General features: G+C 68.7%; 11 protein-coding genes. All 11 read left to right on the forward strand.

Annotated elements, in window-relative coordinates; genetic code table 11:
• A partial coding sequence (locus tag VGV06_05480) for a tetratricopeptide repeat protein (protein ID HEV2054611.1) occupies positions 1–2,021 on the forward strand: 2,021 nt, incomplete at its 5' end.
• A gap of 64 nt (positions 2,022–2,085) precedes the next feature.
• Positions 2,086–2,322, forward strand: a complete 237-nt coding sequence (locus VGV06_05485) for a DUF433 domain-containing protein (protein ID HEV2054612.1) — start codon at positions 2,086–2,088, stop codon at positions 2,320–2,322.
• Entirely contained in the window at positions 2,309–2,644 is a 336-nt protein-coding gene (locus VGV06_05490) for a hypothetical protein (protein ID HEV2054613.1), read from the forward strand. Before VGV06_05485 ends, VGV06_05490 begins: the two co-directional genes overlap by 14 nt.
• 11 nt (positions 2,645–2,655) lie before the next feature.
• On the forward strand, positions 2,656–6,003 hold the full coding sequence (locus VGV06_05495; protein ID HEV2054614.1) for an adenylate/guanylate cyclase domain-containing protein: 3,348 nt from the start codon (positions 2,656–2,658) through the stop codon (positions 6,001–6,003).
• Between the two features lie 95 nt (positions 6,004–6,098).
• On the forward strand, positions 6,099–7,361 hold the full coding sequence (locus VGV06_05500; GenBank protein ID HEV2054615.1) for a response regulator: 1,263 nt from the start codon (positions 6,099–6,101) through the stop codon (positions 7,359–7,361).
• Between the two features lie 3 nt (positions 7,362–7,364).
• Complete coding sequence (locus tag VGV06_05505) at positions 7,365–9,215, forward strand: ATP-binding protein (GenBank protein ID HEV2054616.1); 1,851 nt, start codon at positions 7,365–7,367, stop codon at positions 9,213–9,215.
• Entirely contained in the window at positions 9,212–12,568 is a 3,357-nt protein-coding gene (locus tag VGV06_05510) for an adenylate/guanylate cyclase domain-containing protein (protein ID HEV2054617.1), read from the forward strand. The genes VGV06_05505 and VGV06_05510 overlap by 4 nt, the downstream gene beginning before the upstream one ends.
• A gap of 71 nt (positions 12,569–12,639) precedes the next feature.
• Positions 12,640–12,891 carry a DUF4258 domain-containing protein gene (locus VGV06_05515; GenBank protein HEV2054618.1) on the forward strand — a complete coding sequence of 84 codons (252 nt, stop codon included), beginning with the start codon at positions 12,640–12,642 and terminating at the stop codon, positions 12,889–12,891.
• Positions 12,888–13,160, forward strand: a complete 273-nt coding sequence (locus tag VGV06_05520; protein HEV2054619.1) for a DUF2283 domain-containing protein — start codon at positions 12,888–12,890, stop codon at positions 13,158–13,160. Before VGV06_05515 ends, VGV06_05520 begins: the two co-directional genes overlap by 4 nt.
• Before the next feature lie 74 nt (positions 13,161–13,234).
• Positions 13,235–14,428 carry a CoA transferase gene (locus tag VGV06_05525; protein ID HEV2054620.1) on the forward strand — a complete coding sequence of 398 codons (1,194 nt, stop codon included), beginning with the start codon at positions 13,235–13,237 and terminating at the stop codon, positions 14,426–14,428.
• Positions 14,412–14,770: enoyl-CoA hydratase/isomerase family protein (locus tag VGV06_05530; protein HEV2054621.1), on the forward strand; the 359-nt coding region annotated here is incomplete at its 3' end. The genes VGV06_05525 and VGV06_05530, both read left to right, overlap by 17 nt.

Here is a 14,770-nt window from a genome sequence, read left to right on the forward strand (position 1 = left end):
AGGACCTGCACTGGATCGACGGCGAGACCCAGACCTTGCTCGATAGCCTCATCGACAGCCTGCCCGCCGCGCGCCTCTTGCTCCTCGTCAACTACCGCCCCGAGTACAGCCACGCCTGGGGCGGCAAGACCTACTACCGCCAGCTCCGGATCGATCCCCTGCCGCCCGAAAGCGCTGACGAGCTGCTCGAGGCGCTCCTCGGCGCTGACGCGGCACTCGGCCCGCTCAAGCAGCTCCTGGTCGAGCGGACGGACGCCAATCCCCTCTTCCTCGAGGAGAGTGTGCGAGCCCTGGTGGAGACGGCGGCCCTGCTCGGCGAGCGCGGCGCCTACCGGCTCACCCGGCCCGTCGAGCATCTGACGATCCCCGCCACCGTGCAGGCCATCCTGGCCGCGCGCATCGACCGCCTGGGGCCCGAGGCCAAGCGACTGCTCCAGGCGGCCGCGGTCATCGGCAAGGACGTGGCCATGCCGCTGCTCCTGGCCATTGCCGACGCGCCGGAGCACGACGTGCGCGCCGAGCTCACGCATCTCCAGACCGCGGAGTTCCTCTACGAGACCCGGCTCTTTCCGGACCTCGAGTACACGTTCAAGCACGCGCTCACCCACGAGGTCGCGTACGGGGGGCTGCTCCACGACCGGCAGCGGGCCCTGCACGCCCGTATCACCGAGGCCATCGAGCGGCTCTCGCCCGAGCGCGTCGCCGAGCAAGCCGAGCGGCTGGCCCACCACTCGCTTCGCGGGGAGTTGTGGGAGAAGGCGGTCGCCTATCTCCGCCAGGCGGGGCTCCGGGCCATGGCGCGGGCCGCCAATCGCGAGGCCATCGCCCACCTGGAGCAGGCGCTCGGCACCCTCCGCTACCTCCCCGAGACCCGGGAGACGACCGAGCTGACCATCGACATCCGGCTCGACCTCCGGAACGCGCTCCTCCTGCTAAGCGAGTGGGCGCGCATGGGGGAGCACCTCCACGAAGCGGAGGTGCTCGCCAGGATGCTCGGCGACCAGCACCGGCTCGGGCGGATCGCCACCTTCATGGTGAACCAGTGCGTGGGCACTGGCGACTACGACGAGGCCGTCAGATTTGGCCAGGAGGCCCTGAGCATCGCGCGAACCCTCAACGATCGCTCGATCGAGGTGGTCGCAACGAACCTTCTGGGCATGACGCACGTCGCCCGGGGCGAGTTCAGCGACGCGGCCACCTTCCTCGAGCGGAACGTCGCGCTCGAGGGCGACCTGCGCTACGAGCGCTTCGGGACGCCCGGCATCCCGTCGGCGTTGTCAGGCACCTGGCTCGCCGACGTGCTCTCCCAGCTCGGCCGGTTCGACGAGGCAATCGGGCACGCCGAGGCCGCCGTGCAGATCGCTGAAACGGCCGATCATCCCTTGACGCTGTACCAAGGGTTGTTCGCTCTTGGCGGCGCCCACCTCCGTCGCGGGGATCTCCCACGCGCGACCCGGGCCCTCGAGCGGTGCTTCGACCTCTGCCGAACGTGGCAGATCGTCGCCGGGACAACGATCGTCGCCGCGACCCTCGGCGCCGCATACGCCCTCGCCGGCCGTGCTGACGAGGCGCTCGCGCTGGTCGCGGGCGCCGTCGAGGAGTTCCGCAGTCGCCAGATTCACGTTCGGCCGGCGCTCATTCTTCTGTGCGCGGGGATGACCTACCTCTCGGCCGGGCGGATCGACGAGGCCGCCAGCCACGCCCGAGAGGCGCTGGCGCTCACCCGCCGGCTGGGGGCGCGGGCAAGCGAGGCCCACGCCCTCTGCCTCGCAGGTGACGTCGCGTCGACAGGCGGTGACGACGCTGAAGGCCACTACCGTAAGGCGCTGGCGCTCGCCGGCGAGCTCGGCATGCGCCCGCTCATCGCCCACTGCCACCTCGGCCTCGGCAAGCTCCACCGGCGCACCGGCAAGCGCGAGCAGGCCCGCGAGCACCTCACCACCGCGACGACGATGTACCGCGAGATGGACATGCGCTTCTGGCTCGGGCAGGCGGAGGCGGAGTCGAGGGCGCTCGCGTGAGGTGGGTCGTATGTGCTTCAATTCTCATGCGGAGGGAGTTTGCAACCGCGCGACAGGAGGGGTCATGGAAGACACGCTGATCCACGGATATCGCTTACTGGTGACGAATCCGGATCGACTGGGCGGCAAGGCGACGATCGCGGGCACTCGTTTTTCGGTGTCGTTCATCCTGGCCTGCCTGGCCGAGGGTATGTCGTACGAGGACATCGTCCGGGAGTACTCGGAGTTTCCCCGCGAGAGCATCGCAGAGGTACTCCGCTTCGCGGCTGAGGTCACCGACCGGCACGATGTGGCTGCTTGACGTCAATCTCCCGAACGGTCTCGCGGGACTCCTGCAGGGCTTTGGGATCTCTTGCGACACGGCGGCGCGACGCAACTGGCGTGACCTGACGAACGGCGCTCTGGCCGACGCGGCGTTCCGTGAAGGCTTTCGGGTCATCCTGACCAGGGATCGCCTCTTCGCGATGTCTGCCCGTCGCGTGCTGGCTGCGTTGCCAGGGCTTGCGATCGTGGTCGTGACCTTGCGGCAGGCTCGGGAGGAGGCGTACTTGGCCGAGCTCGAGATGCAGTGGCGCCGGAAGCCGATCGAACCCGTCGCCGGTGCTGTCGTCGAGTGGCCCTGAATGAGCTCGATGTGAAGTGCCCCCGTTGCCAGCACGATAATCCGCCAAGCGCGCGGTTTTGCAACGACTGCGGAGCGCTGTTCGAGCTAACTTGCTCCGCGTGTCATCAAGCGAATCCTGCCGGGAGCCGATTCTGTAACGGTTGCGGCCGGGCGCTGGGGATCGCCCCGGCGACCGCGCCTCGCTATGCCTCGCCCGAGTCGTACACCCCCAAGCATCTCGCCGAGAAGATCCTCACCTCGAAGGCCGCCCTCGAAGGCGAGCGCAAGCAGGTCACGGTCCTCTTCGCCGATCTGAAGGGTTCGATGGAGCTGCTGGCCGACCGCGATCCCGAGGAGGCGCGCAAGCTCCTCGACCCGGTGCTGGAGCGGATGATGGAAGCCGTCCACCGCTACGAGGGCACGGTGAACCAGGTCATGGGCGACGGGATCATGGCGCTCTTCGGCGCGCCCCTCGCCCACGAGGACCACGCCGTGCGGGCGTGCTATGCGGCGCTCCGGATGCAGGAGAGCGTGAAGAAGTACGCGGAAGAGGTGCGACGCTCCCACGCGGCGGTGGTCAAGATCCGCGTCGGGCTGAACTCCGGGGAGGTCGTCGTGCGCGCCATCGGCAGCGATCTCCACATGGACTACACGGCCGTCGGCCAGACGACGCATCTCGCCGCCCGCATGGAGCAGCTCGCCGATCCCGGCGCCATCGTGATCACGCCCGCGACGCTGGCGCTGGCCGAGGGCTATGTCGAGGTGAAGTCACTCGGCCCCGTGCCGGTGAAAGGCCTCCCCGAGCCGGTGGAGGTCTACGAGGTGACGGGAGCAGGCGCGGCGAGGACCCGCCTGCAGGCGGCCGCCCGGCGCGGGCTGACGCGCTTCGTCGGCCGCGACGCCGAGCTGGAGCAGCTCCGCCGCGCTCAGCAGCTCGCCGGCGACGGGCACGGGCAGGTGGCGGCGGTCGTGGGCGAGGCGGGGGTAGGCAAGTCGCGCCTCATCTACGAACTCACCCATTCGCATCGCCTGCACGGCTGGCTCGTCCTCGAGAGCGCCTCGGTCTCGTACGGCAAGGCGACGAGCTACCTGCCGGTGATCGACCTACTCAAGGGCTACTTCAAGATCCAGGACCGGGACGACCTCCGTGAGATCCGGGAGAAGGTGACGGGCAAGCTGCTCACCCTCGACCGCGCGCTGGAGCCGACGCTGCCGGCGTTGCTGGCTCTGCTCGACGTGCCCGTGGACGACGCCGCGTGGCCGACGCTCGACCCGGCGCAGCGCCGCCAGCAGACGCTCGACGCCGTCAAGCGACTGCTCCTGCGGGAAGCGCGTGAGCAACCGCTCCTCCTGATTTTCGAGGATCTCCACTGGATCGACGGCGAGACCCAGGCCGTTCTCGATGCTCTCGTCGACAGCCTGGGCTCGGCGCGGCTGCTGCTGCTCGTGAACTACCGGCCCGAGTACCAGCACGCCTGGGGCAGCAAGACGTCCTACAGCCAGTTCAGGCTGGACGCGCTCCCGGCCGAGAGCGCCGGGGAGCTGCTGGAGGCGCTCCTCGGCGACGATCCCGGGCTGGAACCGCTCAAGCAGCTCCTCGTCAAGCGCGGGAACCCGTTTTTCCTGGAGGAGACCGTCCGGACGCTGGTAGAGACGAAGGCGCTGGCGGGGGAGCGAGGTCGGTATCGGCTGACGCAACCAATCCAGGCGATCCAGGTCCCGGCCACGGTCCAGGCGATGCTGGCCGCGCGTATCGACCGGCTCGCGCCGGAGGACAAACGGCTGCTACAGACGGCCTCCGTCGTCGGCAAGGACGTGCCGTGGGTCCTGCTCCAGGCGATCGCCGACTTCCCCGACGAGGCGCTCCGAAGCGGACTCGACCACCTGCAGGCCGCCGAGTTCCTCTACGAGGCGAGCCTGTTCCCCGACCTCGAGTACACCTTCAAGCATGCCCTGACCCACGAGGTGACCTACGCGAGCCTGCTCCACGACCGGCGCCGGAGCCTCCACGCGCGGATCGCCGAGGCCATCGAGACCGCGTGGGCCGGACGTCTGGGCGACCAGGTCGAGCGCCTGGCCCATCACGCGGGTCGCGGGGAGCTGTGGGACAAGGCCCTCGGTTACCTGGAGCAGGCCGGAGCCAAGAGCTTCGGGCGCTCCGCCCACCGGGAGGCCGTGGCCTGCTACGAGCAGGCGCTCGATGTGCTACGGCACCTCCCAGAGAGCGCCGGGACGCAGCGCAAGGCCATCGATGTCCGGATCGCTCTTCGGAATTCGCTCTTCCCGCTGGGCCAGCTCACGAGGATCATCGATCTCCTCGACGAGGCAGAGGCTCTCGCGGCGGCCATCGGGGACCGCGAGAGGCTGGCGCTGGTCCTGTCTCGCCGGGCGCACTACTTCTGGTCCGTCGGTGAGCCTCGCGCCGGGCTCGAGGCAGGACAGCGGGCGTTGTCCATCGCGGTGCAGCTCGATAGCTTGCCCCTCAAGGTTGCCGCGAGCTACTTTCTGGGTCAGCTTCACCACGCCCGGGGCGACTATGTCGCGGCGATCGAGATTCTCGAGCAGGTCGTGGCGTGGCTTCCCGACGAGTTGGCCTTCGATCGCCTCGGCATGGCTGCGCCGCCGTCTGTCTTCGCGAGGACCTGGCTGGCGTTCTCGCGGGCGGAGACCGGCGCCTTCGCCGAGGCACTTGCCCAGGGGGCGGAAGCTCTGCGAATCGCCGAAGCCCTGGACCACCCCTACGGCCTCTACCACGGCCACCTCGCGGTGGGCACCGTCCGTTCCCTGAAGGGTGATGTCGAGCTAGCCATGCCCGCGCTCGAGCGGGCGCTCCGCATCGCCGCGGAATCGAGCATGCCGGCCATGGGCAGGCCAACCGCTGCCCAGCTGGGATCGGTTTACGGGCTCATCGGGCGTGTCGAGGAGGCTACGGCAGTCTTGGAAGATGGCCTCGGGGAGGCCGTGCATCGGTGGGACGCCTTCCTGCCCCTCAATGTATTCGCCCTCGCCCAGGTCTATCTCCTCGGGGGCCGGATCGTGGAGGCGGAGCAGGCGGCCACGCGTGCGCTGGAACTCGCCCAGAGGCAGGAGCAGCGGGGAAATGAGGCCCGGGCGATGTGGGTCCTGGGCGAAATCGCCGCCCGCAGTGCCCCGGCCGAGGCCGAGGGCCGTTACCGGAGCGCCCTGGCGCTCGCCGGCGAGCTCGGCATGCGCCCCCTCGTCGCCCACTGCCACCTCGGCCTCGCCAAGCTCTACCGCCGCACGGGCAAGCGGCAGGAGGCGCAGGAGCACCTCACCACCGCGACGACGATGTACCGCGAGATGGACATGCGCTTCTGGCTGGAGAAAACGGGAACGGAACTGAAGGCGTTGGATTAAAAAGGGGCGAGATGCACATTCGGTTCTGGGGTACGCGCGGCTCGCTGGCAAAGCCAGGGCCTAGCACGATTCGCTACGGGGGCAACACCTCCTGCGTGGAGGTGCGCGCGGCGGACGGGACGCTGATTATCCTGGACTGCGGCACCGGCGCCCATGATCTGGGCCAGAGCCTGGTGACGTCGGGCGAGCAGTCCATTCGCGGGCATCTCCTGATCACCCACACGCACTGGGACCACATCCAGGGCTTTCCCTTCTTCGCGCCACTCTTCGTCCCGGGGAACGAATGGGACGTCTACGCGCCTCAGGGCCTGGGACGGCGCCTGGAGGATACCCTCGCCGGGCAGATGGAGTACGCGTATTTCCCGGTGACGCTTGGCCAGCTCGGCGCCACGATCCGCTACCATGAGCTTGTGGAGGGGAGCTTCGACCTCGGGGCTGTTCGGGTCACTGCCCGCTACCTGAACCACCCGGGGCTCGCGCTCGGGTACCGCTTGGAAGCCGGCGGAGTGGCCATGGTCTACGCCACCGATCACGAGCCGCACTCGCGCCATCAGTCCGAGGTGGCGGACGCGGCTCAGGCCCGCCCGGTCCACCGCGAGGACCAGCGGCACGTCGAGTTCCTGGCCGGCGCGGACCTCGTGATCCACGACGCTCAGTACACCCTGGAGGAGTACCCGAGCAAGCTGTCGTGGGGCCATACCCCGGCCGAACTGGCTGTGGACTTTGCCCTCGCCGCGAGAGTGAAGCGGCTGGCGCTGTTTCACCACGATCCCCTCCGCAATGACGCGGCGGTGGACCGGCTGGTGGAGACCTGTCGCCGGCGCGCCGCTGCCGGCGCGCTCGATGTCTTTGCCGCCGCCGAGGGGCAGATGGTGGAGCTGGCGGAGCGGGAGGCCGCCACACCGCGCGTCGCGAGACAGGTGGAAGCCACCATTGCCGACGTAGTTGGAGCTGCGCATACGTCAATGACCATCTTGCTTGTCGACGATGACCCCGACATCGTGCGCCTTTTGACCATGACGCTCCGGCCGGAGGGCTTCCGTCTGTTGTCGGCGAGCGACGGGGACGCAGCATTGGAGATCGCCCGAGCCGAGCGGCCGGACCTTCTCCTGCTTGACTGGAATATGTCCGGGCGCAACGGGCTGGAGGTGTGTCGCGCCCTGCGCGCCGAGTCAGACCCGCGCCTCCGCAACGTGCCCGTGGTACTCCTGACCGCGCAGGTGGGGGCGGAGGACACCGCGGCGGGATTTGCGGCCGGCGTCACCGATTACGTGACCAAACCATTCAAGCCAACGCACATCCGCTCGCGCGTGCACGCCTGGCTGCAGCGGAGCCGCGCCGGCGCAGAGGGCACGTGAACCATGGCGCGGCTGTCTTTCTCAAGCCTGCGGGTCCGGCTGTTGCTGCTCGTCCTTCTCGCCGTCATTCCGGCGCTGGGGCTCACGCTCTACACGAACCTGGAAGAGCGCGAGCTCAGAAAGGCGCACGTGCAGGAGCACGCGCTCAGGCTGTCCCGCGTCGTGTCCGCGGATCACGAGCGACTGATCGAGGAGGCGCGCCAGCTCCTCGTGACCCTGGCACGACTCCCCGCGGTGCACGATCGCAACCGCGCTGCCTGCAACGCGCTCTTCGCCGATCTGCTCACGCAACATTTGTCGTATGCCAACTTGGGGGTTACTGACGCTGATGGCAACATTTTCTGCAGCGCCCTGCTCATGACCCGGCCGGTCAACTCTGCCGACCTCGCCTGGTTCGAGCGGGCCGTGCGCACGCGCGACTTCGCCATCGGCGAGTATCAGATTGGCCGCATCACCGGCAAGCCCACCGTCAACTTCGGCCACCCTGTCCTCAACGACGCGGGCCATGTCCGAGCCGTGGTGTTCGCCGCGCTCGATCTGGCCTGGCTCAACGAACTCGCCAGGGAAGCGGGCCTGCCGAAGGGGTCGATGTTCACCGTGATCGATCGCCGCGGCACGATCCTGGTGCGTTACCCAGACCAAAGGGAATGGGTTGGCAAGCTCATGCCGGAGTCGCTGGTCTTGAAGGCTATTGCGGCTCAACAAGGGAACGGCACGACCGAGGCGCCGGGCGTGGACGGCGTACCGCGCCTCTTTTCGTTCGCGCCGTTCGGCGGCACTCCGCAAAGCGCAGGCGCATATGTGAGCATCGGCATCCCAGCGGCTGTCGCCTTTGCCGACGCCAACCGAATGCTCGCCCGCAACCTTGCCGCGCTGGGGCTCGTTGCTGCCCTCGCACTCGCCGCGGCCTGGGTGGGTGGGAACCTGTTCATCGTGCGCCAGGTTCAGGCCCTGGTTGGCGCGACAAAACGGCTTGCTGCCGGGGAGTTGAGCGCGCGCACCGGGCTTCCTCGCGGGCAGGGGGAGCTGAGCCAGCTTGCCAACGCGTTCGACCAGATGGCCGAGTCGCTCCAGCAGGCGCACGAACTCAGGCTTCTCGAAGAGGAGCTTCGCCGGAAGAACTACCAGCTCGAGCAGCAGAACCGCGCGATCCAGGAGGCGAACCGGTTGAAGACCGAGTTCGTCTCGATGGTCTCGCACGAGCTGCGGACTCCCCTTACGTCGATCCAGGGATTCGCCGAGCTACTGCTCGAGGGCGGAGAGATCGCCGGAGAGAAGCGAGAGAGCCTGACTATTGTCAAGAAGAACGCGGACCGCTTGCTTGGGCTGATCAACGATCTCCTCGATCTCGCGCGCATGGAGGCGGGCAGGATCGAGCTCCACCGCACGAGTCTGGACCTCGCCCGCTTGATCCGTGAGACTGCTGGCTCGCTGCGCCCGCTGATCGAAGCCAAGCGTCAGCGGCTCAGGCTCGACCTCGGCGACGCGCTGCCTGCTGTGTGGGCCGACGCGGACCGCGTCACGCAGATCCTCACGAACCTCATCTCCAACGCCCACAGGTACACGCCGGTGGAGGGGAGCATCACGGTGGCAGCCCGGCGAGACGATCGGTTCGTGCGCGTGGACGTCAGTGACACCGGCATTGGCCTGTCACCCGAGGAGCAGGCGCAACTCTTTACCAAATTCTTCAGGGCCCACGATCGCTCGCCCCACGCGGCGGGCGGCACGGGGCTCGGGCTGGTGATCACCCGCTTGCTCGTTGAGCTGCACGGCGGGCAGATCACACTGTCCAGCGCTCCTGGCCAGGGCTCTACGTTCACCTTCTCCCTGCCCGCGCTGGAGAGCCCGGCATGAAATGTTCCCGGTGCCAGCACGAGAACCCTGCGCACGCGAAATTCTGCGAAGAGTGTGCCACACCTCTCGCACAGACCTGCCCGAACTGCGGCACTCAGGTTTCCCCGACCGCGAAGTTCTGCTCCGAGTGCGCGCACTCACTGGCCGCGACTACTGCCGCTCAACCTCGTTTCGCCTCGCCTCAGTCCTACACACCGAAGCACCTTGCCGAGAAGATCCTCACCTCGAAGAGCGCGCTCGAAGGGGAGCGCAAGCAGGTCACGGTCCTCTTCGCCGATCTGAAGGGCTCCATGGAGCTGCTCGCCGACCGCGATCCCGAGGAGGCGCGCAAGCTCCTCGATCCCGTGCTCGAGCGGATGATGGAGGCCGTGCACCGCTACGAGGGCACGGTGAACCAGGTCATGGGCGAAGGCATCATGGCGCTCTTCGGGGCGCCGCTCGCCCATGAAGATCACGCCGTGCGGGCCTGCTACGCGGCGCTCCGGATGCAGGAGAGCGTGAAGAAGTACGCGGAAGAGGTGCGACGCTCTCACGCGGCCGTGGTCAAGATCCGCGTCGGGCTGAACTCCGGGGAGGTCGTCGTGCGCGCCATCGGCAGCGATCTCCACATGGACTACACGGCCGTCGGCCAGACGACGCACCTGGCCGCGCGGATGGAACAGCTCGCCGATCCCGGCGCGATCGTGATCACGCCCGAGACGCTGGCGCTGGTCGAGGGCTACGTCGAGGTGAAGTCGCTGGGTCCGGTGCCGATCAAAGGGCTCGCCGATCCCGTGGAGATCTACGAGATCACGGGGGCGGGCTCGGCGCGGACCCGGCTCCAGGCGGGCGCCCGGCGCGGGCTGACGCGGTTCGTCGGCCGCAACGCCGAGCTGGAGCAGCTCCGCCGCGCTCAGCAGCTGGCTGCAAACGGTCATGGCCAGATCGCGGCGGTCGTGGGCGAGGCCGGGGTAGGTAAGTCGCGCCTCGTCTACGAGTTCACCCACTCGCATCGCCTGCAGGGCTGGCTCACCCTCGAGAGCGCCTCGGTCTCGTACGGCAAGGCGACGAGCTACTTGCCCGTGATCGACCTCCTCAAGGGCTACTTCAAGATCCAGGACCGGGACGACCTCCGCGAGATCCGCGAGAAGGTGACGGGCAAGCTGCTCACGCTCGACCGCGCGCTGGAGCCGACGCTGCCGGCCTTGCTGGCCCTGCTCGACGTGCCCGTGGACGACGCCGCGTGGCAGGCGCTCGACCCGGGTCAGCGGCGCCAGCAGACGCTCGACGGCGTGAAACGGTTGCTGCTGCGGGAAGCGCGGGAGCAGCCGCTCCTCCTGATCTTCGAGGACCTCCACTGGATCGACGGCGAGACCCAGGCGTTGCTCGACGGCCTGGTCGAGAGCCTGGGGTCGGCGCGCCTGCTGCTGCTCGTGAACTACCGCCCCGAGTACCAGCACGCGTGGGGCAGCAAGACGGCCTACAGCCAGATGCGGCTCGACGTGCTGCCGGCCGAAAGCGCCGGGGAGCTGCTGGAGGCGCTCCTCGGCGACGATCCCGGGCTGGCCCCGCTCAAGCAGCTCCTCGTCAAGCGCGGGAACCCGTTCTTCCTGGAGGAGACCGTCCGGACGCTGGTGGAGACGAAGGCGCTGGCGGGGGAGCGGGGACGGTATCGGCTGACGCAACCGGTCCAGGCGATCCAGGTTCCTGCCACGGTCCAGGCGATGCTGGCGGCGCGCATCGACCGGCTCCCCCCGGAGGACAAACGCCTGCTGCAGGTTGCTTCCGTCGTCGGCAAGGACGTGCCGTGGGTACTGCTCCAGGCGACCGGCGACCTCCCGGACGACGCGCTCCGACGCGGACTGGACCACCTGCAGGCCGCCGAGTTCCTCCACGAGACCGGGCTCTATCCGGATCTCGAGTACTCCTTCAAGCACGCCCTCACTCACGAGGTCACATACGGTGGCCTGCTGCAGGAGCGTCGCCGCGAGCTGCACGCGCGGATCGTCGAGGCGATCGAGACACTCCACGGAGATCGCCTCGGCGAGCACACCGAGCGGTTGGCCCATCACGCCGTCCGGGGCGAGTTGCGAGAGAAGGCGGTGCACTATCTCCGGCAGGCCGGGCTCAAGGCGGCCGCGCGTTCAGCGCTCCCGGACGCCTGGGCCTGGTTCGAACAGGCGCTCGGCGTCCTCGAGGCGCTGCCGGAAGGCCGGTCCACCTTGGAGCAGGCCTTCGAGATCCGCCTCGAGCTCCGACCGGTGCTGAACCAGCTCGGTGAAGCCCGGCGGATGCTGGAGCGCCTGCGCGAAGCCGAAACCCTCGCCGAGCGGTTGAACGACGACCGCCGGCGAGGCCGGGTCTGCGCGTTCATGACGAACATCCACTCGCTGCTTGGCGAGCTTGACGAGGCGGTTGCGTCCGGCACCCGCGCGCTGGAGATCGGCGGGCGCCTCGGGGACTTGAGACTTCGCATCCCTGCCACGACGTATCTTGAGCAGGCGCATTACTTCCGGGGCGAGTACGAGCGGGTGGTCGAGCTGGCCACCGACAACCTCGCGGCGTTGCCCGCCGATTGGGTTTACGAGTATTTCGGAGGCACCGCGCCGGCATCGGTCGACGATCGCCGGTGGCTCATCATATGCCTCGCTCAGCTCGGCAGATTCGCCGAAGAGGCCGAGTACGATGCCGAGGCGATCCGGCTCGCCGAGCCGACGCATCATGCGTACACCGTCGGTCTGGCCCACGGCGCCGCGAGCATGCTCTACCTCCTCAAGGGTGACTGGGCGAAGGCGCGGTCACTGATCGAGCACGGGATCGCGGTGCTCCGGACGGGGAACGTTGTCGTTCTGCTTCCCACCGTCGTCGCCTTCTCCGCCTGGGTACTGGCCCAGCTCGGCGAAGCAAGCGAGGCGCTGAACCGGCTCCGGGAAGGCGAGGAGCTCGTCGAGCGTATCGCGGCGAGGGGAGTCTTCGGCGATCGGGGCTGGGACTACCACGCGCTGGGTCGCGCCGGTCTGCTGCTCGGCCGGCTCGACGAGGCGCAGCGCCTCGGCAACCGCGCGGTCGAATCCTCTCCGCGCCACCCCGGGAACGCGGCCCATGCTCTGCACCTACTCGGCGACATCGCGGCCCATCCCGACCGGTTCGATGCCGAGCGCGGCGAGGCCCACTATCGCCAGGCGCTGGCCCTCGCCGAGCCGCGCGGAATGCGCCCGCTCGTCGCCCACTGCCACCTCGGCCTCGGCAAGCTCTCCCGGCGCACGGACAAGTGCGAGCAGGCGCAGGAACACCTCACCACGGCGACGACGATGTACCGCGAGATGGACATGCGCTTCTGGCTCGGGCAGGCGGAGGCGGAGCTGAGGCAGTAGGCTATCCGAGACCCGCGCTCCGGCCCCGCTCTATGGTAGTGTGAGCTCGTGAAGCATCTTGGGGAGGCTGAATGTGGCCGGAGTGGTGGGATTGGGAGCTGGTGTTCACGGGCCACGCCGAACTTCGAATGGTCCAGCGCTCGGTCACCGAGGTGGAAGTCCGCGCAATGCTCCACCGCGCGAGCGGCTATTCCCCTAGTTTCGTACCCGGGCGGTTCATGGTTGAAACGACCCACCACGGCCTACCCTGGATCATCATCGTGGAACCCGATTCTGACGAGCGTGCCCTCGTGATCGTGACCGCTTACGAGAGTGGTCGATGACTGAACGGTCGCTGCAGATCACCTACCGCAAGGGCCGTCCGCTCGCGGCATACCTCTATCTCGCGCACCCGACCGGGGAGAGGAGCGCCAGGACGGAACCTTCGCCGGACGGCCTCGTCGTGGTGGACTACGCCGCTGACGGTCGCCCGATCGGCGTCGAGATCACATCTCCCGAAGCGGTGACGCTCGAGCGCCTCAACGGCGTGCTTCGGGAGCTCGGACAGCCGCCGCTTCCAGAAACAGAGTTCCGTCCGCTCACAGCCGCGTAGGCGGGCGCGGCACCGGGAAGGGTCCGCCGTCGTGATGGAGGACCTGCACCTGCTCGGGCTATAATCGGTCTCCCATGGACGCCCCGCTGGCCGGACTCCTCGTCGCCGACCTGACCCAGAACGTCGCAGGCCCCACCTGCACCCAGATCCTGGGCGACATGGGGGCCGAGGTGGTCAAGGTGGAGCGCCCCGGACGGGGCGACGACGCGCGCGCCTGGGCGCCGCCCTACTGGGGCGACGAGAGCGCCACCTTCATGAGCGTCAACCGCAACAAGCGGAGCCTCGCCGTGGACATGAAGCAGGCCGACGGGTGCGCGGTACTCGAGCGGCTCATCGGCCGCGCCGACGTTCTTGTTCAGTCGCTGCGCGCGGGCGCCGTCGAGGAGCTGGGGCTGGGCTGGGAGCGCGCGAATCAGATCAACCCGCGGCTCGTCTACTGTTCGGTCACGGCCTTCGGCACTGAAGGTCCGCTCAAGGATCGCCCGGGCTATGACCCGCTCATGCAGGCGCTAGGCGGCATCATGTCCGTCAACGGGCATCCGGGCCAGCCGCCCGCGCGCGTGCCCGTCTCCATCGTGGACATGGGCACGGGGATGTGGGCGGCCATCGCCATCCTGGGGGCGCTGCGCGAGCGCGACCGCACCGGCCGCGGCGCCAACGTGACGACGGCGCTGTACGAGACGGCGCTGGCCTGGAGCGTCTTCCAGATGAACCAGTACTTCGGCACCGGGGAGGTCCCGCAGCCCCAGGGCTCGGGCACCGCGATGATCTGCCCGTACGAGGCCTTCCCCACTCGCGATGCCTGGGTCATGATCGCCGCCGGGTCGGATGCGCTCTTCGCGAAAGCCTCCGAGGGGCTTGGCGTCCCCGGCCTGCCCCGGGACCCGCGCTTCGCTGACAACCCGGCGCGCGTCGCGCACCGCGCGGAGCTCTTCGACGCGCTCTCGGCCGTCACGCGCGCGCTCACGAGCGCCGACGTCCTGGATCGACTCCAGCGGGCAGGCGTGCCGTGCGCGCCCATCCTCACTCTCGACAGAGTCGCCGCTGACCCTCAAACCGACGCTAGCGGCATGCTGGTCTCCGCCAAACACCCGCGCCTTCCCGACTATCGCGCGGTGGGCCTTCCCATCCGCTGGGACGGCGAGCGCCCCGGCGTGTCGCGTGTCCCGCCGCTGCTCGGCGAGCACACGGCTGAAGTGCTTGCGGAGCTGGGATACGACCAGGCCGCCATCAAGGAGCTCGCCTCGCGCCATGTCATCCAGCTATAAGACGCTCAACGTCACGGGCGGGCTGGACGGCCACGTCGTCACCGTCGAGTTCAACCGGCCGGAAGCGCTCAACGCCATGAACACGGCCATGGGCGAGGACCTGCTGCGCTGCTTCGATGCCCTCCAGTGGGACAAGGCGGTGCGCGTGGTCGTCCTCACGGGCTCGGGCACCAAGGCTTTTTGCGTGGGCGGCGATCTCAAGGAGCGCCAGGGCATGACCGACGAGGTCTGGCGCGCCCAGCACGTCATCTTCGAGGCCGCCGCCGCGCGCGTGCTCCACTGCCCCGTGCCGGTGATCGCCGCGGTCGAGGGCTTCGCCATGGGCGGCGGCTGCGAGCTGGC

The sequence above is a fragment of the Candidatus Methylomirabilota bacterium genome (genome assembly GCA_035936835.1).
Taxonomy (GTDB): domain Bacteria; phylum Methylomirabilota; class Methylomirabilia; order Rokubacteriales; family CSP1-6; genus AR37.

Excerpts from the sequence above, each read along its gene's own strand:
- VGV06_05520 (HEV2054619.1), top strand. The coding sequence starts at position 12,888 with ATGACTGAACGGTCGCTGCAGATCACCTACCGCAAGGGCCGTCCGCTC.
- VGV06_05515 (HEV2054618.1), top strand. The coding sequence starts at position 12,640 with ATGTGGCCGGAGTGGTGGGATTGGGAGCTGGTGTTCACGGGCCACGCC.
- VGV06_05510 (HEV2054617.1), top strand. The coding sequence starts at position 9,212 with ATGAAATGTTCCCGGTGCCAGCACGAGAACCCTGCGCACGCGAAATTC.
- VGV06_05505 (HEV2054616.1), top strand. The coding sequence starts at position 7,365 with ATGGCGCGGCTGTCTTTCTCAAGCCTGCGGGTCCGGCTGTTGCTGCTC.
- VGV06_05485 (HEV2054612.1), top strand. The coding sequence starts at position 2,086 with ATGGAAGACACGCTGATCCACGGATATCGCTTACTGGTGACGAATCCG.
- VGV06_05490 (HEV2054613.1), top strand. The coding sequence starts at position 2,309 with ATGTGGCTGCTTGACGTCAATCTCCCGAACGGTCTCGCGGGACTCCTG.
- VGV06_05525 (HEV2054620.1), top strand. The coding sequence starts at position 13,235 with ATGGACGCCCCGCTGGCCGGACTCCTCGTCGCCGACCTGACCCAGAAC.